Below are 25,745 nucleotides of genomic sequence, written 5' to 3'. Positions count from 1 at the left end.
GCCCGCGGGGTTTGACCTTGTCCCGGCTTGCTTTATGATGGCGATCAGCCGACGATTCTCGCCAAAACCCGTGACCCGACCCGTACAGATCCTTCGCCACATCGCTGGCCACGCCGGCACGATGCTGGCTTCTCTTCTGCCAGCCAGCGCGCTCGCCCAGGCCAGCGCCGAACCGCTGGTCCCGGCGATGGCGATCATGCAGACCGTACTGGCGCTGCTCGCGGTGGTTGGCGTCCTCCTCCTGGCCGCACACGTCCTGCGTCGGCTGAATCGCGGCCACGGGTTTGGCAGCAGCGGTCCGCTGCGTGTCGTCGGCGGCGCGATGATCGGCCCGCGCGAGCGCATCATCCTCGTCGAGGTGGGCGACACCTGGATCGTCGTCGGTCTCGTCCCGAGCCAGATCCGCTGCCTGCACACGCTGCCGAAAGGCGAAACGAAGGCCCCCGGCAATGGCGAGAAGCACTTCGCACAGTGGCTGAAGCAGCTCACCGAGCGCAGGAATGAAGACGGCTAGGATCCTCGGCCTGCTCTTCGTCGTCGATCTGTTCTGGCCACTGGCCGCCTGGGCACAAGCTGGAGGTCTTCCGCTAGTCACCAGCACGCCAGGTGCTGGCGGGAGCCAGACTTACGCGCTGTCGATCCAGACGCTGCTGACCCTGACCGCGCTGACCTTCCTGCCCGCAGCGCTGCTGATGATGACCAGTTTCACGCGAATCATCATCGTGCTCTCGCTGCTCCGCCACGCCCTTGGCACGCAAACCTCGCCGCCCAACCAGGTGCTGATCGGCCTCGCCCTGTTCCTGACGCTCTTCGTCATGTCGCCGGTCCTCGACACGATCTACCGCGACGCGTACCTGCCACTCTCCGAGGAACGGATCGGCTACGTCGAAGCTTTCGAGCGCGGCGCCGTACCCCTGCGCAAATTCATGCTCAAGCAGACGCGCGAGGCGGATCTGGCGCTCTTCGCCCGGATGACCCGGGCACCGCAGTTCGCCTCCACCGAGGACATCCCGATGCGCCTGCTCGTCCCCGCCTTCGTGACCAGCGAGCTGAAGACGGCCTTCCAGATCGGCTTCGTGGTCTTCATCCCCTTCCTGATCGTGGACATGGTCGTTGCCAGCGTGCTGATGTCGATGGGCATGATGATGATGTCGCCGGTTATGGTCGCCCTGCCGTTCAAGCTGATGCTCTTCGTCCTCGTCGACGGCTGGCATCTGGTCGTCGGCTCGCTCGTCGAGAGCTTTGCGCAGTGACCCCCGAAGCGGCGATGGAGGTCGGCCGGCAGGCTGTCGAGATGACCCTCCTGCTTTCGGCACCGTTGTTGCTCGCGGCGCTGGTCATCGGTCTGGTGGTGAGCATCTTCCAGGCGGCGACCCAGATCAACGAACAGACCCTGTCGTTCATCCCGAAGCTCGTCGGGATGTTCCTGACGCTGATTCTCGCCGGACCGTGGATGCTCCAGCTGATGATCGACTACGTCCGGCGTCTGTTCGAGAGCATTCCCCAGCTGATCGGCTGAACGATGATCAAGAGGTCGCGGCGAACAGACAGGGATGTGCGGTGCGACCGGATGACTCAGACTGCCAACCGGCCGAGTTCCCGGTCCGCGCACGAGTTCTGAGCACGCCTTGATCAGCCTGACCTCTACCCAGATCAACGCCTGGGTCGCCGCCTTCTTCTTTCCGCTGACCCGCGTACTCGGCGTGCTCGCCGCGGCACCGCCGTTCAACAACCCGGCGCTGAGCGTGCGCGTGCGGCTGGCGCTCGGCCTGGCGGTGACGCTCGGAATCGCCCCAATCCTGCCGCCGACCCCGTCGGTCGATCCCGGGTCGGGAGCCGGTCTGCTGCTTCTCGCCGAACAACTGCTCATCGGTCTGGCGATGGGCCTGGCGATGCGGCTGGTGTTCACTGCCGTCGACATGGCCGGAAACCTGATCAGCCTGCAGATGGGCCTCGGCTTTGCCACCACCTACGACCCGCAGAGTGCGGGGCAGACGGTGGTCGTATCGGAATTCATGGGACTGATCGCGCTGCTCGCCTTTCTGGCCATCGACGGCCATCTGATGGTCCTGGCGACGCTGGTGCACAGCTTCACGGTCCTGCCTGTCGGCGGCACGGCACTCGCCGCCGACACCTGGAAGGCCGTAGCCGATTCCGCGGCGATCATCTTCTCATCGGGCCTGCTGCTCGCGCTGCCGATCGTCGTCGCGCTGCTGATCACCAACCTTGCACTGGCCATCCTGAGTCGCGCCGCGCCGCAACTCAATCTGATCGTCATCGGCTTTCCGCTGACCATCGCGGTCGGCTTCGCCGCCCTGCTGCTCGGCCTCGCGCATCTCGGCGTGCCGCTGCACAGGCTCTTCGAGAAGGGTCTCGAGGCAATGCTCGGCCCCTTTGCCAACCCGGGAGGCTAGCGCCCGCCGCCGGGTTCGACGCTGACCAGCTGGATGATTCCCTCGGCAAAGCGATGGGTGAACGGCGTCGAAGACTCGATCCCTTCTGTATACTCGGCGATCCGGTACCCGGCGAAGCCCCGCTCGCGCTGCAACTGGAGGGCACGGCGGCGGAGGATCAGGCCCGACTCCCCATCGCCTCCAGTACGAAAGCTCTTCGCGCGCATCGATAGCCGATAGGTCTGCGGATCGAGGATGCTCTCCTCGATCGTCCAGTTCGGCGCCAACGGGTCATGGATCACGTAGACGGCGACAGCGGCCGCGGCGGCCGCGCCGAGATACGCGGTCGGTCCGGCGTACTGGCTGATCCCGTAGGCCAGCGCACCGGCCAGAGCCAGCGCCCGCGGCGGATCGAGGCTGAGCGTCGGATTCGGCGACTGCGTGTAGACCGACCCCGCAGGGCTATCCGGTGTGCCCGACGGAGCTCGCCAGTCGACGCCGATGCAGGCGCTGAGCGCCAGGACCAGGCCGAAAGCCACAGGCACGCGCATCCACGCCACCCGATCAGATGTACTGGAACAGGCTCAGACCGCTGACCGCGACGAAGGACTTCTGCGCCGCTTCAAGGCCGGCCTGCTGTCGGGTGAACTCCGAAATCGCCTGTGCGTAGTCGAGATCCTGGGTGCTCGAAAGGAGTTGCTGGTAAGCAACGTCCAGATTGGCCGAGTCGCTGGCCAGGGCGTCGAGTTCGGAAAGTCGTGCACCGACCGCGGACTGGACCTGGCTGACGTTGCTCAGCGCCGCGTCCAGATCGCCAAGCAGACCCTGCAGGCGCGAGGAAAACGCGCTTCGGTCGCTGCCTGAAGCAAGCGGCGTGCGCAGCAACCCGATCAGGTCCTGTAGAGTCTGGAACATGCTTCGCTGGCCACTCGGCCGGATCTTGAAGCTGTCGCCGGACGCCGGCGACCCGGTGATCACCACCTGTGCACCAAAATCCACGCTCGTCGGCGCCGCTGGCGGTTGGCCGACGGTGAGCAGTGAAATCGCCTGACCGGAGGCATAGGGAAGCACTGCGCTCACCGGCCGCGGACTCAGCGGTGCAGCCGGTGGAGCCGGGGTCGACGCATCGAAGATCTGGTAACTGGTGACGCCACTGCTGACCGAAAAGCGGATCTCGAGCTGATGGTTGTCGCTCCCCTGCCACGGGAAATCGACGTTCAGCGCTTTCTGCCAACGCTGGCGATCGACAACCGATCCGGCGTCGATCGCCGCCGTGCCCTGGTTGGGAAGCGCAGAGGGCTGCCCGCCGGCTTCGCTGACGAACGTTCCGTTTCCTTCGCGGATGTTCATGAACAGGTCGCTGCCGGCGACGCTGACCGGCATCTGCTGCGTGGCGCTGACCTGCAGCAGCCGCTCGCCGTCGTCGCCGGAGTAGGCAACCGGCGGATTGCCCGCAGCTGCGGTCGCAGCGGCCAACGCGAACGGCGCGGTCGAGCCCTGGTAGCCCGAGAACAGGTAGTCTCCCTGGGCGCTGCGGCTGTTGGCGATACCCAGCAACTGCGCGAAGCGCTCCTCGACTTCGCTGGCCATCGCCTGACGGTCGCTGTCCGTCAGGACCGTGTTCCCGGCCTGAACCGTGCGTGCGCGCACACCCTGGAGAAGCTCGGTCAGCGCATCGAGCTGGCCGTCGACCAGCCCCAGCCGGTCGCTGGCGTCGCCCTGGTTGCGCGCGTACTGAGCGGCCACGTCGCGCGCCTGGCTGACGCCCAGAGCCTTGGCCGAAGCCAGCGGATCGTCGGACGGGGTGAGCAGCCGGCGCCCGCTGGCCAACTGGTTCTGAACCCGCAGCAGCTGGCTCTGGTTACGCTCCATCCCGAGCAGGGCCGACGCGTGAATCTGGGCGGTACTGATGCGCATGAACTCTCCTCAACGAGGGTCGATCACCTGGCCGCAGGGGCGATCGGCGGCTCGCCGACCGATCTCAGCCACCGGCAAGCTGCAGGATCGTGTCGAACAGGCTGGCGCCGATGGCCATCGCCTTCGCCGAAGCCTGATAGGCCTGCTGATAACGGAGCAGATTTGCCGCCTCCTCGTCGAGGTTGACCCCGGAGAGCGCCTCGCGACTGCTCCGCGCCTGATCGAGTATCGTCTGCTGGGCATCGCTGGCGACCTGCAGGTTGCGCGCCCGGCTGCCGACCTGACTGACCAGATTGGCATACGCGTCAGCCAGCGAGTCCGTTCCGCCGCCCATCGTCGCCTGCGTCTGGAGCTGGGCGATGGCCAGCGCGTTCCGCCCGTCGGCGGTTGCCCCACTGTTGAGGAGGATCGAAAAAGTGTCGCCGTTGTTCGGCAACCCGCTGATCACGAAGCTGAAACCGCTCGGTGGCGAAGTGGCTACCGAGCCGACGAGGGTGATCCGCGCGCCGCTGGTATAGGCGACGGTGTCGGCCGGCGTAGCGATCGTCACCGGCGTAGCGCCATCGACCGACACCTGTGCGCCGACCGGAAAATTGCTTAGCAGCCCTGAATTGAAAACGAGCGAGACCGGCAGCGTCGTCACCGCGGCCGGGTAGCCCGCCTCGGCCTGACCGGCCGAGATCGTCGCGCTGCCGGTGTTCGAGCTCGCAGCGGCGGTGCGCAGAGGTCCGGCCGCGGCGACCAGGCGAGGATCGGCAACGAGCGTCGGGTTGACGGCGATGTCGCGAGCCGCATGACGCACCGGCTGGATCAGGTAACTCGTCCCGGCGGTCAGGGGCGCCGTAGCCGACAGCGTGAAGCCCTGCGGATCACTCGCCAACAGGCCATTGACTGCCACCAGATTGACACCCGACCACTGCCGGTTGTCCGCCAATCGAGTCAGCGTGGCGCCGGTCGCGTCGACACTCAGCCGGTAGTCGCTGGCCTGCAGGTCGGTCCGGTAGTTGCCGCTGTACGGTGGGGGTTGGATCAGCGTCGCACTGACCGTCGGACTCCCTGCGGGATTCTGTGTGCTGGCGGTGACCACCGGCCCGGCGAGCGTGAACAGCCCGGGAGCAAAAGCCGACGGCGAGCCCGAGATCTGCGACTGGCCGAGGAGATCCTGGCCGAGCTCGCTCTGGGCATTGACCACCAGAGCCAGCGAGGCGGCGTTTCGCCCGAGCTCGTTGATCGCCGGATCGAGCGCCTCGCTGCGAAAGGCGAGCAGGCCACCCAGTGATCCCCCCTTGATCAGCGACTCGGGCATCTCCTGGACTCCGGCCGCTGTCGACAGGCCGACACTCAGTCGACCGGGATCACTCGACGAGGGCGTGGCTGCAATGGCCATCGCCTGCGATCCGACGACGAGCTGCTGGCCGCTACCGAAGAAAACATTGACCGTGCCGTCGGCGTTGCTCGTCGCGCGCGTCCTGACCAGCTTGTTCAGTTCGAGCAACAACTGATCGCGAGTGTCGCGCAGATCGTTCGCCGGCTGGCCCGTCGACGCTTCGGCCAGTGCAATCTCCTGATTCACCGAGGCAACCTGGCCAGCGTAGCCGTTGATCTCCGCGACGCTGGCCCTGATCTCGTCATCGACCTGGCCGGCGATCTGGTCGAGCTGACCGGCCAGCGACTGATAGCGTGCGCTCAGCGAGCGTGCGTTGGCGACCATCACCTGCCTGGCGGCCAGCTGCGCTGGATTGGCAGCCACCTGCTGCACGCTGGCGAAGAAGTTCTGCAGAGCCGGAGCGAGACCGGTCGCCGGATCGGCCAGCAGGTTGTCGATCCGGCTGATCTGTGCATGATAGCTGTCCAGTTCGCTGGCGCTGCTCTGCGACTGCTGGACCTGCTCGGTCAGGAAACGGCTATAGACTCTCTCGACGGTCACCACCTCGGTCCCGCGACCGATGAAGCCGGACCCCGTCCGGGCCGCGTCGCTGGCCGTCTGAACGATCCGCTGCCGGGCAAACCCGGGCGTGTTGACGTTCGCGATGTTGTGTTCGGTCGTCTGCAGACCCGCCTGCGCAGCTCGCAGACCGCTGAGACCGACGCCGAGTATTCCTGAACCCATGAATTCATTCCCATCTTGGCCGGCCACATCCGGACCCGAATTCCCGAGCCCAGCGGCCCCGCCCTACGGGCGGTGATCCCTCGCCTGTTGGTCGGTAAACGACCGGCGAGCCTGAATGTTTAGCGCTGCGTCAAGCGGACGGCAAAGCCAGCCTAGGCGACGAGGGCCTGGCGCAGGCTCGTGCTGTCAATGATACGCGCCAGTTTCGCTGCGTACATCGGGTCGGTCGCATACCCTGCCTGCTGCAGCGCGCGCGCGAACTGTGCGCCATCCTGCTGGCCAACGACCCCGGCGAAGCGGGGGTTGCCGGTCATCAGCCGCGCGTAGTCGCGAAACGCCTCGGCGTACGACTCGTAGGCGCGAAAACGCGCACGGCCAGACTGCCAGACGCCGTTGGCGAATTCCGTCGTGTTCACTTCGACGCAGGGCCCGGTCCAACTGCGCCCGGCCTTGACGCCGAAAAGGTTGAAGCTCGGCGAACCGTCGGCCCGGCGGATCTCGCGCCTGCCCCAGCCGCTCTCGAGCGCCGACTGGGCGACCAGAAAGTGCGCCGGAATTCCGGTCATCGCCGCCGCTTCGACGGCGTGCGGCCAGACGCGGTCGACAAACTCGCGTGTCGTCGCTGGTCGGTCTGCGGCAGTCGGCTGACCGGGAGCCATCGGGCGCTGCGCATTTCCGGCCGCCGGCCCGATCGCCGGCCGGGCGGGCTGCGCAGGGGGCGGAGCGACGAGCGGAGCTCCGCCAGCGACAGCGGCGAGGTCGGCGCTGCCACGGCCTGCCTGTCGCGCCAGCTGCCTCTCGATCAGCGCGGAAAAGCCGATCGGGGTCCGTGAAGCCAGATCCTGAGCAAGTTGCTGATCGCCGATCTCGGCGAAGAAGCGGCTCTGCTCGCCGTCAAGCAGGCTGCTTGCCGGGGTCGCCTGACGCATGCTCCTGAGCATCAGCTGGATGAGCAGACCCTCGAACTGGCGGGCTGTCTGCCTGATCCCCGACTGCGGGTCATTGCGCAGCCGAAGGCGCAGGTCGGCAGCCGCCGCCGGATCGACGGCGAGGCGCTGCAGTCCGGAATCGCCAGCCCTCATCGCCATGACTGCGCGCAGCCTGCCGGATGGCCCTCGGTCACCACCCTTGCCGCTCCGTCCGACATCCGCTCCTCCTCCTTCGCCATCCGGGGAAACCCGGCGCTGCGTCTGCGCACCGCGCGCCGCGCGCCGCCGAACCACTCGCCGCAGCAGGCGAGCCCCCGATCAGATGATCTCGAGGTCGGCGCGCAGGGCGCCGGCCGCCTTCATCGACTGCAGGACGGACATCAGGTCCTGCGGTCCTGCACCCAGGGAATTGATCGCCTTGACGACGTCGGAGAGCCTGACACCCGCCTTCAACGGGATCAGTGTTCCTCCACCCTGTTTGACGTCGATTTCGCTCTGCGTCGTGGTCACCGTCTGCCCGCCGGACAGCGGTGGCGGCTGGCTGACCTTCTGCTCGGTGCTGACGACGACCGAGAGGCTGCCATGGGCCACCGCGCACGACTCGATGGTCACCGTCTGATTCATCACCACCGAACCCGTACGCGAGTTGATGATCACCTTGGCCACGGTCTTCGCCGGGCGGACGTCGAGGTTCTCGATTCGACCGAGAAACGCAACCCGGCTGTTCGGATCATCGGGAGCTGCGACCCGCACCACCCGCCCGTCGACTGCCTGCGCCGTGCCGGGGCCGAGTTCGCGGTTGATCGCCTCGACGACGCGCTGCGTGGTCTCGAAATCGGTATGGCCCATCTCGTAATGAACGAAGGGACCCTGGCCGAGCGCCGTCGGCACCTCACGTTCGACCGTTGCGCCACCGACTATTCGACCGGCGAGCTGGTGGTTGACCACGACCCGCGCACCCGGAGCGGCTGCTCCCGCGCCGGGGACCAGCAGATTGCCCTGGGCCTGGGCGTAGATCTGCCCGTCCGCACCCTTCAGCGGGGTCATCACCAGGGTTCCTCCGCGCAGACTCCTGGCGTTGCCCATCGACGATACGGTGACGTCGATCTGCTGGCCGATCCTGGCGAACGGCGGCAGATTGGCGGTGACCATCACCGACGCGACGTTCTTCAGCTGAAACGACTGGGCCGTGGCCAGCGGCAGCGTCGTACCGAGCTGCGCGAGCATGTTGATGATGCTCTGCGTGGTGAACGGAGTCTGGGTCGTCTGGTCTCCGGTGCCGTCGAGGCCAACAACCAGCCCGTAACCGACGAGCTGATTGTTGCGCACGCCCTGTACCGAGGCGAGATCCTTGATCCGGTCGGCAAGCGCTGCGCTGCACGACAGAATGCCCGCCAGCGCCACGAGAATCGCTGCTGCGCGTCGTCGGCAGCCGGACCATGCACGAAGGGTTGCGTCCATCACCGATCCCTCTCAGTAGGGTAGGAAGCTCAGGAAGAACCTCGCCAGCCAGCCGATGACCTGAGCTTCGCTGATCGCCCCGCTCTCTTTGTACTCGATTCGTGCGTCGGCAATCTGTGACGAGGCGATCGTGTTCGCCGCATTCACGAAATAGGGATTGACCACGCCCGAGAGACGGATGTACTCCTGTCCCTGACCGATGGCCACCTGCTTCTCGCCGGAAACGAGGAGGTTGCCGTTGGCCAGGACTTCGATGACCGTGACGGTGATCGTTCCCGTGAACACGTTGTTCGCCGCTGCCTCGCCCTTGCCGGTGGCCGCATTGCTGCTGCTTCCCTTGAGCTCGAACAGCGACTTGCCGGGCAGGTTGACGTTCGGCCCGGAAGACGCGCTGACGCTTCCGGTCTTCGACAAGGTGTTGTTCGACTTGGTCGTCGCCGAGGTGTTCTCGGTGATCGTCACGGTGATCGTGTCACCGACATAGCGGGCGCGCCGGTCCTCGAACAGCGTCCGCGACGTCCCCGGCTGGTAGATACTGCCGGTCGCCGCGAGACCGGCGGACAGCGAGTCCGGGCGCGACGGCGGTCGGGCGCTCATCGGCTGGTGGACGTTGGTCGGCGGAACGGTCGTGCACCCGCAGGCGAGACCGAGCAGCGTGGCGGCGACGACCATCGACAGGAACCGCTGAACCATCGCCCGCTCCTACAGTTGCGTCAGCCGGCCGAGCATCTGGTCGGAAGTCGAGATCACTTTCGAGTTCAGCTCGTAGGCGCGCTGCGTCTGGATCATCAGGACGAGCTCCTGAGCGACATTGACGTTCGAGGCCTCGACGTAGTTCTGCACGACGACGCCGGCACCGTTGTTTCCGGGCGTGTTGGCGCTCGGCGCGCCGCTCGACGCCGTCTCGAGATAGAGGTTCTCGCCGATGCTCTGCAGGCCGCCGTTGTTGATGAAGGTGGCCACCTGGATCGTGCCGATCTGCACCGCGGCCGCTGAATTCGGCTGGGTGATGCTGACGACGCCGTCGTTACCGACAGTCACCGTCAGCGCGTTCTGCGGAATGATGATCGCCGGCTGCAGCGGATAGCCGTTGGCGGTCACGATCTGCCCCTGATTATCCTTCTGGAACGAGCCATCGCGCGTGTAGGCCGTCGTCCCATCGGGCAGCAGCACCTGGAAGAAGCCGGCGCCATCGATCGCCATGTCGAGGCTGTTGCCCGTCTGCTGCAGTGATCCCTGCGTGAAGATCCGGCCGGTCGACACCGGGATCGTCCCCAGGCCGATCTGCAATCCGTCGGGGATCTGCGTCGTCTGCGACGACTGGGCTCCCGGCTGGCGCAGAGTCTGGTAGAGCAGATCGGCGAAGATGCCCCTGGCCTGCTTGAAGCCATTGGTGCTGACGTTGGCCAGGTTGTTGGCAATGATGTCGATCTGCACCTGCTGGGCATTCAGGCCCGTGCTGGCAGTCCATAACGAACGGATCATGGGCGTCCCATCAACGACTGATCGTGAGCAACTGGGCAGCTGCGCGGGCGTTGGCGTCGGCCGTCTGCAGCATCCTGACCTGCACCTCGAACTGGCGCGCGAGGCTGATCATCCGGATCATCGCATCGACGGGGTTGACGTTGCTCCCCTCGAGCGCCTCGGGCGCCAGCCTGACCGTCTCGTCGGCCGGCGCCTCGATGCCGCTGCGCGTCCGGAAGAGCCCGTCGTCGCCGCGCACCAGGTCGGAATCGGGCGGGTTGACCAGCTTGATCCGGCCAACGACGTTCACGCTGTTCAGCGAGCCAGCTCCGTTTCGCGGAATCGCCGAGACCGTGCCGTCCGGCGCGATCGCCACGTTGTTGTCCGGTGGCAGGGTGATCGGCCCGCCTTCGCCGATCACCATCAACCCGGAACTCGTCCGCAGCAAACCGTTGGCGTCGGTCCGCAGGTTTCCCGCACGCGTATAGGCCTCTCGCGAATCGGCGCCCTGGACGGCGATCCAGCCCGGCCCCTCGACGGCCACGTCGAGCGGCCGCCCGGTACTGGTCACGGGCCCCTGATCGAACACGTCGGCGACCGACGCGTCGACGGTGAAGGCGCGCGCCGGCTGCCCGGAACCGAGCACGGGCACCGCGCGAAAACGGTGCTCCATGGCCCGATAGCCGATCGTCGCCGCATTGGCGAGGTTCTGGGCGACGCCTGCCTGCTGGAGAAAGGCCTGCTTGGCGCCGCTCATCGCCGTATAGATCAGGCGGTCCATTGCTGACTCGCTACCCCTGTTCGGTGCCGCCAGGTCTAGCGCAGGTTGATCAGCGTCTGCATGATCTGATCCTGCGTCTTGATCGTCTGGGCGTTCGCCTGATAGTTGCGCTGGGCAGTGATCATCGCCACCAGTTCGGCGGTCAGGTCGACGTTCGAGTCTTCGACTGCCGCCGACTGGACGACCCCGCGACTGCCCGAGGCTGGCGTGCCGACCAGTTCCGGTCCTGAAGCCGATGTCGCAGTCCACTGATTGTTGCCGATGTTCAACAGGCCGTTTGGATCGGCGAAGCTGGCAAGCACGATCTGCGCCAGGCTCCTCGTCTGACCGTTGCTGTACCGACCCTGGACAATGCCGTCCTTGGCCACGCCGACCCCGACCAGGTTGCCGGCGGCAAAGCCGCCCTGGGTGAGACTTTCGACCGTCGACTGACTGCCGTACTGGGTCGTTCCCGAAAAGTCGATGGTCCCCGGCGACCAGGGCGTCGTCGCGCCACTGACCAGGTTCCACGAAGGAAGTGAGTGCACCGCGGCAGCGGGCGTCAGCGCTCCCGAGGTGTTGAAGATCAGATTGCCGCCAGGAACGGTCTGCGGGTTTGCGCCGTCGAGCGTCGCGTGGACGGTCCATTGACCGCCGCCGGGCGGCGCCGGCGGATTGAGCACATAGAAGGTGGTCAGATTGTGTGCGACGCCGAGCGAATCATAGACGGTCAGCGCCGTCGAGAAGTTGTAGCTCGCCGGATTGGTATAGTCGAAGGGCTGGACCGTCGGCACCGTCTCCCGGGCGTCGAGGTTGAGTTGCGCAGCGACGTCGCCGGCCAGCGGATCGCTGGTCGCCCGCGGCGGGATCTGCGTCGCGGAGACCTGCAGATCGACCGGACTCGATGGCGAAATTTGGCCGTTCGTCCCGGCCACGTAGCCGGTCAGCCGCTGGCTCTGGTCGTTGACCACGTAACCGTTCTTGTCGATGTGGAACTGTCCGTTGCGCGTGTAGCTGATCGCCCCGTCGCTGCTCATCCGGAAGAAACCTCCCCCGTTGATCGCCAGGTCGAGCGGATTGTCGGTGGTCGTCAGGTTGCCCTGGGTGAACTGCTGCTGGATCGACGACACGGCGACGCCGATACCGACCTGTGAGGCACCGACGATGCCGAGCGAGGCCGCATAGAGATCCGAAAAGATCGGCGTCGCACTCTTGAACCCGACGGTGCTCGCGTTGGCCACGTTGTTGCCGATGACGTCGAGCGCCGTCGAGGCAGCGTCAAGGCCGCTCAATCCCTGTTGAAAACTCATCGCCGTCCCGCTCCTAAAGAATCTGCTGAACCTTGTCGAAGCCAACCCTGCCCAGCGCTCCGAGGTCCAGCTCGAAGCCGCCTTTGCTCCTGACTACCCCACCGACCGTGCCAGGCTGCAGCGTCTGGGCATCGACTCTCTGACCGTCGCGGAGCGCGGCCACCGCAAAGCTGTAGGTCCCCGGCGGCGCCGCCGACCCCGAGTCGGTCATCCCGTCCCAGATGAAGCTGAAGCTGCCGGCATTACACGGACCGAGAGTCCGGCTCTGCACGACCCGTCCGGACGGGTCGACGATCTGGATCGCGACGCTGTCGGCGGCTTCGCCGAGACTGACCCCCGCCAGCGCCGTGCCGCGGCTCAGCGTGAGATGTGAGCCCGGGACCAACACTTGCCTGCCAATCAGCGCCGCAGCCTGTGCCGCCTGGTCATCGTGGTAACTGTTGAGCAGGGTCTCGAGCGTCGTATTGAGCTTCTCGACACCGGCAACCGTGCTGATCTGCGACAGCTGGCTGGTCACCGCGGCATTGTCGAGCGGATTGAGCGGATCCTGATTCTTCAGCTGGGTGACCAGGAGCTTCAGGAATCGGTCCTGGACTTCCTCGCTCGCCGGCGTCGCTTCCGTCGCGGTATTGGTGGTCCGACTGCCGAGCGCGGCGAAGGCGCTGCCGACCACACTTCCAAGTTGCAGGGGCGTCATCCCGTTCTCCTCAGGTTGCGGTTTCTCACTGGCCCAGGGTCAGCGTCTTGAGCAGCAGCTGCCTGGCCGTGTTCATCACCTCAACGTTGTTCTGGTACGAGCGCGCCGCCGAAATCATGTTGGTCATCTCCTCGACGACGTTTACGTTTGGCATGGCCACGTACCCCCTGTCGTCGGCGGCCGGGTTCCTCGGATCGTAGACCAGGCGGGCGGGACTGCCGTCCTCGACCAACTGGCTGACACGCACACCGAGCGCCGCGGGACTGCCGATCGGCGTGGCGGAAAAGACGACCTGCCGGGCGCGATACGGCCTGCCGTCCGAACTGACCACGCTCTCGGCGTTGGCCAGATTGCTGGCCACCGCGTTGAGCCTGATCGACTGCGCGGTCAGCGCGCTTCCCGCGACCCGAAACGCCGAGAAGATGCTCACCGCTACTGTGCCTGCAGCGCCGCCTGCAGCGTTCTGATCTGCTGAGTCAGAAAACTGATCCCGGCTTCGTAGTGGAACGAGTTCTCGGCGAGTTGGGCGCTTTCGACGTCCATCTCGACCGTGCTGCCGTCGGCGCTCGGCTGAACGGGCTGGCGGTAGAGCAGGCGCGGCGAGCCCGCGTCCTGGTGGCCGGGCAGGTGGCGCGGCGAACTGACCGTCATGGCCAGGGATCCCTGCCCGTCAGCCACCAGAGCGTCGCGCAGAGCGCTCGCGAAGTCGAAGTCCTTCGCCTTGTAGTGCGGTGTGTCGGCGTTGGCGATGTTGCTCGCCAGTACCTGCTGGCGATGCGCACGCAGGCCGAGAGCTTGCTGCTGGACGAACAGGGCTCGGTCGACTTTGCTGAGCACGGGATTCTCTTTGGAAGTTGGGCCTGCGATGGACAGAGCAAGTGCCGTGCCAGCCGCCGTTCCCTGTTCAGGAGGCGCTTGGTCAGCGTCCGATGCCCTTCGCGGACCGACCCTTGCCGGCATGACGGCAAATATTGCCGGTCCGGCACGGCACGGCGGACGATGGCGCTACGCCGGCCAAGCGAAATCGGGCACAATGACGCGATGTCGATGACCACGCTCGCCCGTCTTCAGTCCGCCGGGTGCCTGCGCCTGTGCGCGCTGCTGGCCGCCCTGGTGGCGTCGCCGCTTGGCGCCCAGACATCACTGTCTGCCGCGCTGGACAGCTTCCTGCGCGTGCAGACGCAGGGACTCCCCGGCAAAGTCTCGTACGGCGTCGGACAGCTCGAGCAGCCGGCACAGCTCGCCGCGTGTACCGCGCTCGAGCCCTTCCTGCCGCAGGGTTCGAGACTCTGGGGCAACACGACGGTCGGCATCCGCTGCCTCGCCCCGACGACGTGGACGATCTACGTGCCGGTTCAGGTCAGGATCCACGGCAGCTACGTGGTCGCCGCCCAGCAGCTCGTTCCGGGTCAGCCGATTGGCGCAGCCGATGTGATGGTCAAGAACGGCGACCTCGGCGCGCTGCCAGCGAACGTGGTGACCGACACCGCACAGGCGCTCGGCAAGACGCCGAGAAACGGCGTCGCGGCCGGTCAACCGTTGCGCAACGATCTGCTGATTGCGCCATGGGCCGTCCAGCAGGGGCAGAACGTCAGGCTGCTCACCACGGGTGCGGGGTTTACCGTGAGCAACGAAGGCAAGGCTCTGAACAACGCCAGCGAGGGACAGATCGCCCAGGTGCGCACGGCCAGTGGCCAGGTCGTCAGCGGTGTCGCGCGCCAGGGCGGAGTGGTCGAGGTCAGCCAATAGCGCCCGAGTCGCCCGGCGACTCGCCAACCCCCCGCTGCCGCTTGCCGGAGAGGGGTCGGGGTTGGCGGAATGGTGTTAAAGTTCGCCAGCCGACGGCCGATAAAGGAATCGACGACAAGCGCTCGGAGGGCAGGCCAGTGAAGATCGACAGTACCCATACCGTTGCCACGACGGTCAGCGAAACGCGTGGCCGCACCAGCGTCAGCCAGCCCGGTGGGAGCGCGGCAGCCGAAGTCCACCTGAGCGAGCTCGCCGCCCAACTTCAGTCCACCGGCGAAGCATCGACCTTCGACGAGGCGCGGGTTGCCGAGATCACCCGGGCGATCTCCGAGGGACATTTCACGATCAACGCGACGGCGATCGCCGACCGGCTGATCGCTTCAGCCAGCGAGCTGGTCGCCTCGCGCAGACCCGACTGATGCCCGAGCCGCCCGACCTGCTGCACACCGTCGAGGCGGAAGTCGCCGCCGTGCAGCGATTCGTCGGGCTTCTCGAGCGCGAACAGGCGATGCTCGTCGATGGGGCCGTCGATGATCTCCTCGATCTCGTCGACGAAAAGAACGCGCTGGCCGGCGAACTGGCTGCGCTCGCCGACCGCCACGGCCGGCTGCTGACCGCCGAAGGGCTCAGCGCCGACCGTTCCGGAGTCGCCGCGTGGTTCACAGCTCACCCCGGTGAATCCCGGGTTCGTACGGCCTGGTCGCAACTCGTACCGCTGGCCAGGCAGGCCCGCGAGCTGAACCACCTGAATGGCGAGCTGATCCGGGTGCGCCTGCAGCACAATGCCGGCGCTCTCGCCGCGCTCCTCGGAGCGAGCATCCCGGGCCTCTACGGCCGGGACGGACAGAACCTGCCGCAGGTTCCGGACGGCCAGCGGATCAGCGACAGCGTCTGAGTGCCGTGGCCGCCAGCGCGGCTGGATCGACACGACCAGCGGAATACGCGCCAGCCCGGATCGACGGCGGCAAGCGACCGGGTGGCGCCGCCGGCGTGTTCAGCGGCTGGCCGGGGTCGCTGGCGAGGCGGCGCCAGCAGAGCCGCTTTCTCTTCCGGTGACCTGGCCCTGCAGATTCAGCTCGGTTCCCTTTTCCGGGATCTCGGAGTCGATGAGTATCGTCACGCGCCGATTGCGCGCCCGTCCGTCGGCGAGGAGGTTGGGTTCGACCGGGCGGGTATCCGCGTAGCCGATCGCCGTCAGGCGGTCGGCGGCGACGCCCGCGTCGGCGAAGAGGCGCAGGACGGTCGTCGCGCGCACGGCTGACAGCTCCCAGTTCGACGGAAACTGCGCATTGCGAATCGGCACATTGTCGGTATGCCCTTCGATGGTGATCGGGAACTCGGAGGCGACGAGCACTTCGGCGACCGACTGCATGGCCTTCGCCGACGCCGGGTTGAGGACCGCCTGCCCCGGAGAGAACAGTATGCTGTCGTTGATTTCGATGCTCACGCCACGACTGGTTTCGAGCACGCGGACCTTGCCCTGCTCGACGAGCGGTGCCATCACCTCGAGGATCTCTTTGGCGACGTCGCGCATCTTGTCGCGCTGCCGCTGCCGGACGGCCTCGTGTGTTCGGCTCGCCAGGGTCGCCCGTGGCGACGCGGGCGGCGGCGTCGGCACGACGATCGGTGTCTGCCCGGCGCTGTTGACCGGTACGTTGCGGAAAGCGCTGATCATCGAGTTGCTGAGGATCCGGTACTTGCCCTCATTGACCGAGGAAAGCGCGTACATGACCACGAAGAAGGCGAACAGCAGAGTGATGAAGTCGGCGTACGAAACCAGCCAGCGGTCGTGGTTCTCGCGATCTTCTTCGATCTTTCGCCGGGCCATCGCTCAACGGCCATCAAAGAGGACCGGGCAGGCGTGGAGCAACGTAGGGCCCACCGGCTAGCCCGGGACGTAGCCGCGAAGCCGGCTCTCGATGATCCGCGGATTGTCGCCGTTGGCAATCCCGACCAGACCGTCGACGATCATTTCGCGCTGCACGATCAGTCGGCTGATGTGCGTCTTGAGCTTGTTGGCTATCGGGAGATAGACCAGGTTGGCCAGCCCGACCCCGTAGATCGTGGCCACGAAGGCCACCGCGATCCCGGCACCGAGTTTCGAGGGGTCCGACAGATTCTCCATGACCTGGATCAGCCCCATGACTGCGCCGAGAATCCCGATCGTCGGCGAGTACCCGCCCGCCGCTTCCCAGATTCTCGCCGACATCTTCATCTCCTGCTCGAAGGTGTCGATCTCCACCTCGAGCACCTCGCGCAAGCGCTCAGGCTCGGCACCGTCGACGAGCAGCTGCAGGCCTTTGCGGGTGAACTCATCCTTCAGTTCGCTGACCATCGCGTCGAGTGCAAGCAGGCCCTCGCGCCGCGACACCTGGCTCCAGCGCGACACCTGCTGGATCATCTGCGGGTAATTGACCAGCGGCGGGTACCAGATCCATCGAGCCATGCGCAGGCCGCGCACGAAAGCGATGTAAGGGCTCTGCAGCATCACCGCACCGAGAGTCCCGCCGATGACGATGAGCATCGCCGTCGGCTGGAGCAGCGAGCCGAGATGCCCGCCCTCGAGAATCTGGCCACCACCGATCGCCAGCAGACCGATCAGCAGGCCGATCACGCTCGTCCTATCCACGACGCCCGCCCGCCTTGCGGGTCACCGCCTCGCCGCTGAACAACCGCGCACGCAGGCGCATCACCGCCTGACTGTGCAGTTGGCAGACGCGCGACTCGGTGACTCCGAGGACCGCGCCGATCTCGCGCAGGTTCAGATCCTGCTCGTAGTAGAGCGCCATCGTCAGTCGTTCGCGCTCCGGGAGCTGTTCGATGGCCCTTACCAGAACCTGGCGGAGGTTTTCGTCCTCGACCAGCTGCGACGGATCGGCGGCTTCGTCGACGAGATGCCGCTCGAGGAAGTCGTCGCCGCCTTCGGCGACCAGATCCTCGAGGTAGACGAGCTGGTGTCCGCGAGCCTCGTGGAGCATCTTCTGATAATCGGCGAGCGTCATGTCGAGCGCCTCGGCGAGTTCGGCTTCGCTGGGTGCGCGACCATTCGCCTGTTCGAGCTCGGCGATGGCCGTCTCGATTCGCCGGCAGCTGCGCCGCAGGCTGCGCGGCAGCCAGTCGTTTTCCCGGAGACCGTCGAGCATCGCGCCACGCACGCGCTGCGCGGCGTATACCTCGAACTGCGCACCGAGGCCCGATTCGAACCGGCCAATCGCGTCGAGCAAACCGATCATCCCGTTCTGGATGAGGTCGTCGACCTGGACGCTGGCCGGCAGCCGAGCCATCAGGTGGCAGGCGATGCGCTTCACCAGTGGAGCGAAACGCTGGATCAGCTGATCCCTGTTGAGCTGACCAGCGGCGTTGTACATGGACTGGGGACCGGCTTTCAGGCGTAGATGGCAGCGGGGTCGCTACGCTGGCTCAAGTGTAGCAGCAACTGCACGAAGTTACCGAGCCTCGCCGGACCATCACGACCAGCCGGCCAGCTCAGCAGCTCACCGACCAGTCGTCGGTACGCGCTGGCTGCCGGGGCATCGGGAAACAGCGCCGATACCGGCTGACAGAGTCGTGCGGCCTGGTCCAGGCGCTCGTCGAAGGGCACGTAGCCGGCGTAATCGAGCCGGGCCAGTCGCCGACTGCCGGTCAGACCAGCCATCCGGTCGTGGATCGCCCTCGCCGCCCCCGGCGAACGCGCCTGGTTCACGAGGATCCGGAAATCCTTCCGCGCATAGCCGAGACTGACCTTCTTGATCAGCGCGTAGGCGTCGGTGATCGCCGCCGGGTCGGGGGTCACGACGACGACCGTGTCGTCGGCGGCGAGCCCGAGCGGCGAGAAGGCCAACGGATGGTCGAGCGAAGTATCGACGAGGATGACCTCGACGGGCGGTTCGATTTCGCCAAGGCAGTCGACGAGCACCCGCTGCTCGAGCTCGCTGAGTCGCGACAGCCTGCGCACCAGCCTGGCCGCAGGAAGGACGCGAATTCCTGGCGCGACGCGCAGCATCACCTCGGCAAGCGATCGTTCGCCGTGCACCACCTGCAACAGATCGCCTTCGAGCGGCGCGCCGTAGAAGGCCGGCACGCCGGCTTCAGCGTTCTCGTCGAAAACGACGACTTCCCTGCCCTGCCCGGCGAGGATCGTCGCCAGGTTGATCACCGACAGACTTTTCCCGACACCGGCACAGCCCGAAGCGAAGCTGACGATGCGCAGTTGCGGCGTGCCGAAAAGGCGGCGCAGGCCTGCCGCCTGATCGCCGTACAGTTCAGCCACGCTGGCCTCCGGCCGTCAGACCGCCGGTCGCCGAACTGGCCATCACCAGACCGGGCTCGATCCCGCCGAGGCGGTGCGGCGAGCCCTCGGGCAGGTCCCTGAACGCGCGGTGCAGCAGGTAGGCACGATTCGGCAGGTGAAGGTCTTCGGGGACACGCTGGCCATTCGAGACGTAATGCAGTCGCAGACGCTGCCGGACGATCACGTCGAGCGACGAGGCCAGGCTCGCCGCCTCGTCGACCTTGGTCAGGATGCCGCCAGCAAGGCCGAGCCCGCTGTAGGCCCTGACCACGTCGTCGAGCGTGTCGCCACGGCTCGTCGCGGGAAGCAGCAGCAGACAGTTCACCCGTCTGTCCTGGAACATCGCCATCTGCTCGCCGACCAGCCGGTCGCGCTGGCCCATGCCAATGGTGTCGATCAGGACCATGTGGGTGTGCTGCAGGTCATCGAGCGTCGCCTGCAGGTCGCGGGAATCGCGCGCCAGGTGAACCGGGACGCCGAGAATCCGGCCATAGATGCGCAGTTGCTCGTGCGCCCCGATACGGTAGCCATCGGTGGTCACCAGGGCGAGCTTGCGAGCCCCGTGGCGCAAGACGCAACGCGCGGCAAGCTTCGCCGTCGTCGTCGTCTTGCCGACGCCCGTCGGACCGACCAGCGCGTAAACGCCGCCCTGGTCGACGATGTCGGTCTCGCTGTCGATCGTCGACAGGCCACGTTCGACGCCGCCCTTCGCCCAGGCCAGCGCCTGTCCCGTATCGAGGTCGCCCGGCAGATCGGCGAGGAGTTCGCGAGCCAGTTGCGGCGAAAAGCCGGCGTCGAGCATGTGCCGCAGAACGGCGGTTCTCACCGGGTCGGTGCGCGCCACTTCACCCCAGGCAAAGCCGGCCAGCTGCTGTTCGACGAGACGGCGGAGCGTGCGGATTTCCTCGAGTACCGCCGCCGGAACCACGGCGGCCTCCTGCTGAGGGCTCGTCGCGACCCCATGGACCGGAAGATCGAGTCTCGGCTGCACCGGCACGGCCAGCGGTGCCGGCGTCCGTGGCGCCGGTGCGACGCTGCCTCGCTGGACCTCCTCGGAGAGCGGGCGTTCGGCCGGCCTGGCGCCGCCGACCGCCGGCTTCGCCGGCATGGCCTCGCGCACCGGCGCAGGTCCCCGATCACCGCTGCGCGGAGCTTCGCGTTCTGCCGCGGGAACGATCAGCTCCATGTCCCGGGCCGCGACCGCCATGATCTCGACTCCGCCGGGAATGCCGCGATTGGAGAGAATGATGGCATCCGGCCCAAGGGTTTCCTTGACCTTGCGCAGGGCGTCGCGCGCTGTCCCGGCGATGAATTTCCTGACGTTCATGGTCGCTGTCCGATAACTGAGGTGACCTTGATGATCCGCTCTTCAGGCACTTCGCCGTGCGCCAGGACCCTGAGCTGGACAATGCTGCGCCGAAGGAAACGGGAGAGCAGCGGGCGCAGGGTTGCCGGAACCAGAAGCACCGCCGGCAGGCCAGCCTCCTCCTGACGTTGTGCCGCGGCAACGGCTTCACGAATCAGCGTGTCGGCCAGTCCGGGTTCGATCGCCGCGCTGTCGCCGGCGCCGGCCACGGCCTGCAGCAGCAACCGTTCGAGCTGCGGATCGAGCGACATCACCTGCATTTCGGCCCCCGCAGGGTATAGCGCCTGGACGATCGACCGCCCGAGAGCGATACGCACCTGCGCAGTCAGCACCTCCGGGTCCTGAACTCGCGGGGCGTGGTCGGCGAGCGTCTCGATCACCGTACGCATGTCGCGCAGATGAACGCCCTCGTCGAGCAGGTTGCGCAGCACTTTCTGGACGGCGCCGAGCGGCAGCGCCTTGGGCACCAGTTCCTCGACGAGCTTGGGCATGTCCTTGGCAAGGTGGTCGAGCAGGGCCTGCGTCTCCTGCCGGCCGAGCAGCTCGGCCGAGTGCGAGAGGATCAGGTGGTTGAGGTGCGTCGCGATCACCGTGCTCGGGTCGACGACCGTGTACCCGTAGGCCTGAGCCTGTTCGCGGAGCAGCGGATCGATCCACAGCGCCGGCAGCCCGAACGCCGGATCCCGCGTCGCAGTTCCGGGCACGTCTCCGGCCACACGCCCGGGGTTGATCGCCAGCAGATTGCCGGGGAACACCTCGCCCTCGCCGATCTGGACACCTTTGAGGAAGATCCGATAGGCGTTCGGCTTCAGCTCGAGGTTGTCGCGGATATGGATCGGCGAGACGAGGAAACCGACGTCCTGCGCGAACTTCTTGCGGATCCCGCGGATGCGGCGCAGCAATTCGCCATCCTGAGCCTTGTCGACCAGCGGGATCAGCCGGTAGCCGACTTCGAGGCCGAGCACGTCCAGCGCAACGACGTCGGCCCAGCTGGCTTCCTGCACTTCCCGCGCCGTCGGAGGAACGGCTGCCACGGCCACCGGCGCGGCCGCCTGCTGCCGCCTCTGCATCTGCCACGCAGTGTAGCCGAGCCCGCCAGCGAGCAGCAGGAAAACGAAGTTGGGCATGCCGGGGATCAGGCCGAGTACGCCGACGATCCCGGCAGTGAGGAAGAGCAGCCGCGGATTGCCGAACAGCTGGGCAAGGAACTGCTGCGAGACGTCCTGCTGGTCGCCGACGCGCGTCACGACCATGCCCGCGGCGATCGAGATGATCAGCGCCGGGATCTGCGCCACCAGACCGTCGCCGATGGTCAGCAGCGTATAGCTTCTTGCCGCCGTGGCCAGGTCCAGATTGTGTTGCAGGACGCCGACGAACAGGCCGCCGACGATGTTGATCAGCATGATCAGGATTCCGGCGATCGCGTCACCGCGAACGAACTTGGACGCACCGTCCATCGAACCGAAGAAATCCGCCTCCTCGGCGATCGTCGCCCGGCGTTTGCGCGCCTCGTCTTCGCCGATCAGGCCGGCGTTGAGGTCGGCGTCGATGGCCATCTGCTTGCCGGGCATCGCGTCGAGCGTGAAGCGCGCGGCCACTTCGGCCACCCGCCCCGCGCCCTTGGTGATGACCACGAAATTGATCACCACCAGGATCGTGAATACGACCAGTCCCACCGCGTAGTTGCCGCCGACCAGGAAATGACCGAAAGCGTCGATCACCTGGCCCGCCGCCGCGGGGCCGGTGTGCCCTTCGAGCAGCACGACGCGGGTGGACGCGACATTGAGCGACAGGCGGAGCAGCGTGGTCACCAGCAGCACTGTCGGAAAGACCGAAAAATCGAGCGGCTTCATCACGCTCATCGCGACCAGCATGACGATGACCGAAATGGCGATGTTGAAGGTGAAGAACAGATCCAGCGCAAACGGCGGCAGCGGCAGCACCATCATCGCCAGAATCAGCAGGATCAGCACCGGGCCGGCGAGCTGTCGCTGGCCGAAACGGACCAGGAAGTCCTGCAGGGCGATACTCGCGCTAGCCATTGGCCGCCTCCGGATCGAGCCCGTCGGGAACAGTGATCGCGCCTGGCGCAACCGGCTGGCCGACGCCGGTCTCGCGCCAGCGGCTCAGCTGGTAGATGTACGCGAGCACCTCGGCGACCGCCGCGTAGAGCACCGAAGGAATGTCCTCGTCGAGTTCGACGTGCCGGTAGAGGGCCCGGGCGAGCGCCGGCGCCTCGACCAGCGGAACACCGTGGTCGGCGGCCAGTTGGCGGATGCGCAGGGCGATTTCGCCGATCCCCTTGGCCAGCACTCGCGGCGCCGCCATCCCGCTGCGATAGGCCAGGGCGACTGCATAGTGGCCCGGGTTGGTCACCACGACGTCGGCCGACGGCACCGCGGCCATCATCCGCCTGCGCGCCGCCTCTCGCTGCAGTTGACGGATGCGTCCCTTGATCTCGGGGTTGCCTTCGAGTTCCCTGCTCTCCTGCCTGACCTCCTGGCGACTCATCTTCAGCTGCTCGTGGTACTGCCAGATCTGGAACGGCACATCGACCGCGACGATCAGCAGCATCGCCGAGACGATGATCAGAAAGGTGACGCTCAGCAGTTGCCCCGAGTTTGCCAGGCCTGCCGCGACGGACTGCCCGAACATGGCCAGCAGATCGCCGCGCTCGGTCCACAGGACCCAGGCGGCGACGCCACCAAGCAGCACGGCCTTGGCCACCGCCTTGACCAGTTCAGCCAGGGCCGTCCACGAGAAGAGGCGCGCCAGCCCCTTCAGCGGGTCCAGACGACCGAGGTCGGCAGCCAGTGCCGCCGGCGAAAAATTCCAGCTCCCGACCAGAAAGGGCGAGAGGAGCGCGGCAGCCAGCAGGGCGGCGAGCAGCGGCGCGAAGATGAACAACGACTCGACGGCCACCTCGAAGAGGCGAACGACGATCAGCGATGGTTCGCCGGCCAGGCGTGAATCGACGATCAAGGCCCGCCGGAAGAGCGCCGAGAGCCGCTCGACGATCGACGGTCCGAGCAGCGCACAGACGCCCGCGCCAGTGATCAGCACGAGAAACGCGCCGACCTCGCGCGAACGCGGCACCTGGCCCTGTTCGCGTGCCTGTTCGAGGCGTCTGGCCGACGCCGCTTCGGTTCGTTCGAGATCGCTTTCCTCGGCCATGTCCAGGTTCCGGTCAAGTCCAGGCTATTATAAAAATTTCTTCGTTAAAATAAAGCAGTATCGGCGTTTATTTAGATCCGTTCTCGAACAGTTGCACGGGCACAACATTTGCTGCAGACGGGTGAACGAAAGCGGGGGCCGCAGCCCCCGTCAGTTCGGCACGAGCGACTCGGCGAGGCTAGGCGAACAGTTCGACCCTCGGCTGAGTGCTGCGCTGTTCGCGATCGGCGTGCGTCGCCAGGTCGGCGAGAAGTTCCTTCATGTCGAGGATGAGTACGATCTGGCCGTTCGAGAGCGTCGTCACTCCGGCGACGCCGCGCGGACGGAAGTCGTCGAGCGCCTTGATCACCGCGTCGTCGCGACCGGCGAAGTTGTCGACCGCGAGGATGAAGCTGCGCTCGGCGGTCTGCATCAGCACCCCGTACTCGGGTTCCCGCGCCTGCGGCCAGCCGAGCAGATGTGCGAGCGCGATCACCGGCAGGATCTCGCCGCGGACGACGAGAGTGTCCCGGCCGCCGACTTCCTGCATCTTCGACTGGTCGATCGGCAGAATCTCGCGGACCATCGACAGTGGCAGCGCGAACGGCTGATCGCCCAGAACGACGAGCAGGACGGGCAGAATCGCCAGGGTCAGCGGCAGCGAGATGACGAAGACCGAGCCCTTGCCAAGATCCGAGCGAATCTCGATCGACCCGTTGAGCTTCTGGATGTTCGTCTTGACGACGTCCATGCCGACGCCCCGGCCCGAGATCGACGAAGCCTGCGACATCGTCGAGAAGCCGGGCAGGAAGATCAGGTTCAGGCTCTGCCGCTCGTCGAGCGTGTTCGCCTCTTCCTCGCTGATGATCTTCTTCTCGACCGCCTTGGCGCGGATCCGTTCGGGACTTATGCCGCGCCCGTCATCGGCGATCATCAGCACGATGTGGTCACCTTCCTGGCGCGCTTCGAGGCGGACGACGCTCTTCGCCGGCTTGCCCGCCGCGCGGCGCTCGTCCGGTGACTCGACGCCATGGTCGACGGCGTTGCGGATCAGGTGGATCAGCGGATCGGCGAGGTCCTCGATCATCGTCTTGTCGACTTCGGTCTCCTCGCCGACGAGCGCCAGTTCGACGTCCTTGCCGAGCTGCCTGGCGAGATCGCGGGCAATCCTCGGATACTTCTGGAAGAGGCGCCCGATCGGCTGCATGCGCGTCTTCATCACCGAATTCTGCAGGTCGGAAACCAGCAGATCCAGTTGGCTGACCGCCTGATCGAGCGCCTGAAGCGTCTCGCTGTCGGTTCGGCCGGCGATGATCTCTGCGCGCAGGCTGGTCAGCCGGTTCTTGGTCAGCCCGATTTCACCGGACAGGTTGAGCACCTGATCGAGGCGGGCGGTGTCGACGCGTATCGTCGTCTCGCGCGCGGCCGCCCTCTCGTCGGCACGTCGGCCCGCCGGAACGCCGCTCATCGCCGCGCCGGGCCGGTCGGAAGCGCGCCGTCCTTCGGGCGGGAAATGCGGCTGCAGCTGGCCAGGATCGGCAGCGACCGGCGCTGCGACCGGCGCCACAGGGGCCTGCTCCGGCGCCGCTCGCGCCGGAGGCTCGGACGTCCGGCCGGTCAGCGCCTGGTGCAACGCCTGCCAGTCCGGCCCGCTCTCTGGCGCCAGGGGCGCCGGCCCCGCACCGGACTGCGCGGCCTTTGCTGCCGCACCAACCGTCGGGACAGCGGCCACCGGCTGGGCGGCGTCGCCGCCGGCCAACGCCGAACGCAGCGCGGCCATCAGATCGGCGGCCGCCGGAGCCGGCTGCCGTTGCTGCCCGATTTCGGCGAACATGCTGCGGATGCCCTGGGTTGCGGCGAGGATGGTATCCATCAGCGCCGGAGTCAGGGTCATCTCGACGTTCCTCAGCCGGTCGAAGACGTTCTCGGTCAGGTGGCAGAGCGCGACGAGTTCGCGCGCGTCGAGGAAGCCGGCGCCCCCCTTGATCGTATGGAAGCCGCGAAAGATGTCGTTGAGCAGTCGCCGATCGGCCGGGCTCCTCTCGAGGTCGACGAGCTTGTTGTCGACGTCCGACAGGAGGTCGCCAGCCTCCTGAAGGAAATCCTGGAGCAGGTCCTCCATCCCGGGAAAGTCGCTCATCGCGC

The 25,745-nt window shown here is 66.6% G+C and carries 27 protein-coding genes; 7 read left to right on the top strand and 20 right to left on the bottom strand.

Annotated elements, in window-relative coordinates; genetic code table 11:
• Positions 1-70 precede the first annotated feature (70 nt).
• The 4 genes from fliO (at position 71) to fliR (ending at position 2,414) form a co-directional block, all read left to right on the top strand.
• Positions 71-514 carry a flagellar biosynthetic protein FliO gene (fliO, locus tag NFW05_RS14680; protein WP_295308441.1) on the top strand — a complete coding sequence of 148 codons (444 nt, stop codon included), beginning with the start codon at positions 71-73 and terminating at the stop codon, positions 512-514.
• A complete protein-coding gene (fliP, locus tag NFW05_RS14675) occupies positions 501-1,253 on the top strand; it encodes a flagellar type III secretion system pore protein FliP (protein ID WP_295308438.1) in 753 nt (250 codons plus the stop codon). The genes fliO and fliP overlap by 14 nt, the downstream gene beginning before the upstream one ends.
• Entirely contained in the window at positions 1,250-1,519 is a 270-nt protein-coding gene (gene fliQ / locus NFW05_RS14670; RefSeq protein WP_295308435.1) for a flagellar biosynthesis protein FliQ, read from the top strand. Before fliP ends, fliQ begins: the two co-directional genes overlap by 4 nt.
• Positions 1,520-1,628: 109 nt before the next feature.
• The gene (gene fliR / locus NFW05_RS14665) at positions 1,629-2,414 is read left to right on the top strand and encodes a flagellar biosynthetic protein FliR (RefSeq protein WP_295308432.1); all 786 of its coding nucleotides are present in this window, start codon (positions 1,629-1,631) and stop codon (positions 2,412-2,414) included.
• On the opposite strand, the gene NFW05_RS14660 is transcribed toward fliR, so the two are convergent.
• The 12 genes from NFW05_RS14660 to flgB form a co-directional block, all read right to left on the bottom strand.
• Positions 2,411-2,944, bottom strand: a complete 534-nt coding sequence (locus tag NFW05_RS14660; RefSeq protein WP_295308429.1) for a hypothetical protein — start codon at positions 2,942-2,944, stop codon at positions 2,411-2,413. The genes fliR and NFW05_RS14660 overlap by 4 nt on opposite strands.
• A 13-nt stretch (positions 2,945-2,957) precedes the next feature.
• Positions 2,958-4,310 (bottom strand): flagellar hook-associated protein FlgL, encoded by a 1,353-nt coding sequence (gene flgL, locus NFW05_RS14655; protein ID WP_295308427.1) that lies wholly within the window; start codon positions 4,308-4,310, stop codon positions 2,958-2,960.
• A gap of 64 nt (positions 4,311-4,374) precedes the next feature.
• Positions 4,375-6,420: a flagellar hook-associated protein FlgK gene (gene flgK, locus NFW05_RS14650; RefSeq protein ID WP_295308424.1), complete on the bottom strand. Its 2,046-nt coding sequence runs from the start codon at positions 6,418-6,420 to the stop codon at positions 4,375-4,377.
• A 152-nt stretch (positions 6,421-6,572) separates the two neighbouring features.
• Positions 6,573-7,502, bottom strand: a complete 930-nt coding sequence (gene flgJ, locus NFW05_RS14645; protein ID WP_295308421.1) for a flagellar assembly peptidoglycan hydrolase FlgJ — start codon at positions 7,500-7,502, stop codon at positions 6,573-6,575.
• A gap of 165 nt (positions 7,503-7,667) precedes the next feature.
• Complete coding sequence (locus NFW05_RS14640) at positions 7,668-8,810, bottom strand: flagellar basal body P-ring protein FlgI (RefSeq protein ID WP_295308419.1); 1,143 nt, start codon at positions 8,808-8,810, stop codon at positions 7,668-7,670.
• A gap of 12 nt (positions 8,811-8,822) precedes the next feature.
• Positions 8,823-9,503, bottom strand: coding sequence for a flagellar basal body L-ring protein FlgH (locus tag NFW05_RS14635; RefSeq protein ID WP_295308417.1), 681 nt, complete (start codon positions 9,501-9,503; stop codon positions 8,823-8,825).
• A gap of 9 nt (positions 9,504-9,512) precedes the next feature.
• Positions 9,513-10,295, bottom strand: coding sequence for a flagellar basal-body rod protein FlgG (gene flgG / locus NFW05_RS14630; protein WP_295308415.1), 783 nt, complete (start codon positions 10,293-10,295; stop codon positions 9,513-9,515).
• A gap of 10 nt (positions 10,296-10,305) precedes the next feature.
• Entirely contained in the window at positions 10,306-11,055 is a 750-nt protein-coding gene (locus tag NFW05_RS14625; protein ID WP_295308413.1) for a flagellar basal body rod protein FlgF, read from the bottom strand.
• 35 nt (positions 11,056-11,090) lie between these two features.
• The gene (gene flgE, locus NFW05_RS14620) at positions 11,091-12,344 is read right to left on the bottom strand and encodes a flagellar hook protein FlgE (RefSeq protein WP_295308411.1); all 1,254 of its coding nucleotides are present in this window, start codon (positions 12,342-12,344) and stop codon (positions 11,091-11,093) included.
• A gap of 13 nt (positions 12,345-12,357) precedes the next feature.
• Positions 12,358-13,041: a flagellar hook assembly protein FlgD gene (locus NFW05_RS14615; protein WP_295308409.1), complete on the bottom strand. Its 684-nt coding sequence runs from the start codon at positions 13,039-13,041 to the stop codon at positions 12,358-12,360.
• Between the two features lie 25 nt (positions 13,042-13,066).
• A complete protein-coding gene (gene flgC / locus NFW05_RS14610) occupies positions 13,067-13,471 on the bottom strand; it encodes a flagellar basal body rod protein FlgC (RefSeq protein ID WP_295308407.1) in 405 nt (134 codons plus the stop codon).
• Positions 13,472-13,473: 2 nt separating this feature from the next.
• On the bottom strand, positions 13,474-13,878 hold the full coding sequence (gene flgB / locus NFW05_RS14605; RefSeq protein ID WP_295308406.1) for a flagellar basal body rod protein FlgB: 405 nt from the start codon (positions 13,876-13,878) through the stop codon (positions 13,474-13,476).
• A gap of 204 nt (positions 13,879-14,082) precedes the next feature.
• Here flgB and flgA point away from each other — a divergent pair, with 204 nt between their 5' ends.
• From flgA to NFW05_RS14590, 3 genes are all read left to right on the top strand, one after another.
• Positions 14,083-14,790, top strand: coding sequence for a flagellar basal body P-ring formation chaperone FlgA (gene flgA / locus NFW05_RS14600; RefSeq protein ID WP_295308404.1), 708 nt, complete (start codon positions 14,083-14,085; stop codon positions 14,788-14,790).
• Positions 14,791-14,927: 137 nt separating this feature from the next.
• A complete protein-coding gene (flgM, locus tag NFW05_RS14595) occupies positions 14,928-15,209 on the top strand; it encodes a flagellar biosynthesis anti-sigma factor FlgM (protein WP_295308401.1) in 282 nt (93 codons plus the stop codon).
• Entirely contained in the window at positions 15,209-15,685 is a 477-nt protein-coding gene (locus NFW05_RS14590; RefSeq protein ID WP_295308399.1) for a flagella synthesis protein FlgN, read from the top strand. The genes flgM and NFW05_RS14590 overlap by 1 nt, the downstream gene beginning before the upstream one ends.
• A gap of 99 nt (positions 15,686-15,784) precedes the next feature.
• Here NFW05_RS14590 and motD read toward each other — a convergent pair whose 3' ends face one another.
• The 8 genes from motD to NFW05_RS14550 form a co-directional block, all read right to left on the bottom strand.
• Positions 15,785-16,618, bottom strand: a complete 834-nt coding sequence (gene motD, locus NFW05_RS14585) for a flagellar motor protein MotD (protein WP_295308397.1) — start codon at positions 16,616-16,618, stop codon at positions 15,785-15,787.
• Between the two features lie 57 nt (positions 16,619-16,675).
• Positions 16,676-17,419, bottom strand: coding sequence for a flagellar motor protein (locus tag NFW05_RS14580; protein ID WP_295308394.1), 744 nt, complete (start codon positions 17,417-17,419; stop codon positions 16,676-16,678).
• Positions 17,412-18,158 carry an RNA polymerase sigma factor FliA gene (locus NFW05_RS14575; RefSeq protein ID WP_295308392.1) on the bottom strand — a complete coding sequence of 249 codons (747 nt, stop codon included), beginning with the start codon at positions 18,156-18,158 and terminating at the stop codon, positions 17,412-17,414. Before NFW05_RS14575 ends, NFW05_RS14580 begins: the two co-directional genes overlap by 8 nt.
• Before the next feature lie 17 nt (positions 18,159-18,175).
• Complete coding sequence (locus NFW05_RS14570; RefSeq protein ID WP_295308390.1) at positions 18,176-19,060, bottom strand: AAA family ATPase; 885 nt, start codon at positions 19,058-19,060, stop codon at positions 18,176-18,178.
• Positions 19,053-20,408 (bottom strand): flagellar biosynthesis protein FlhF, encoded by a 1,356-nt coding sequence (gene flhF / locus NFW05_RS14565; RefSeq protein ID WP_295308387.1) that lies wholly within the window; start codon positions 20,406-20,408, stop codon positions 19,053-19,055. Before flhF ends, NFW05_RS14570 begins: the two co-directional genes overlap by 8 nt.
• Positions 20,405-22,489, bottom strand: a complete 2,085-nt coding sequence (gene flhA / locus NFW05_RS14560) for a flagellar biosynthesis protein FlhA (RefSeq protein WP_295308385.1) — start codon at positions 22,487-22,489, stop codon at positions 20,405-20,407. The genes flhF and flhA overlap by 4 nt, the downstream gene beginning before the upstream one ends.
• Positions 22,482-23,621: a flagellar biosynthesis protein FlhB gene (flhB, locus tag NFW05_RS14555; RefSeq protein WP_295308382.1), complete on the bottom strand. Its 1,140-nt coding sequence runs from the start codon at positions 23,619-23,621 to the stop codon at positions 22,482-22,484. Before flhB ends, flhA begins: the two co-directional genes overlap by 8 nt.
• 178 nt (positions 23,622-23,799) lie before the next feature.
• Entirely contained in the window at positions 23,800-25,740 is a 1,941-nt protein-coding gene (locus tag NFW05_RS14550; protein ID WP_295308377.1) for a chemotaxis protein CheA, read from the bottom strand.
• Between the last annotated feature and the right edge of the window lie 5 nt (positions 25,741-25,745).

This window comes from Accumulibacter sp., from assembly GCF_023806625.1.
Classification (GTDB): Bacteria; Pseudomonadota; Gammaproteobacteria; order Burkholderiales; family Rhodocyclaceae; genus Accumulibacter.
This window is presented reverse-complemented; position numbering and strand designations above follow the sequence as displayed.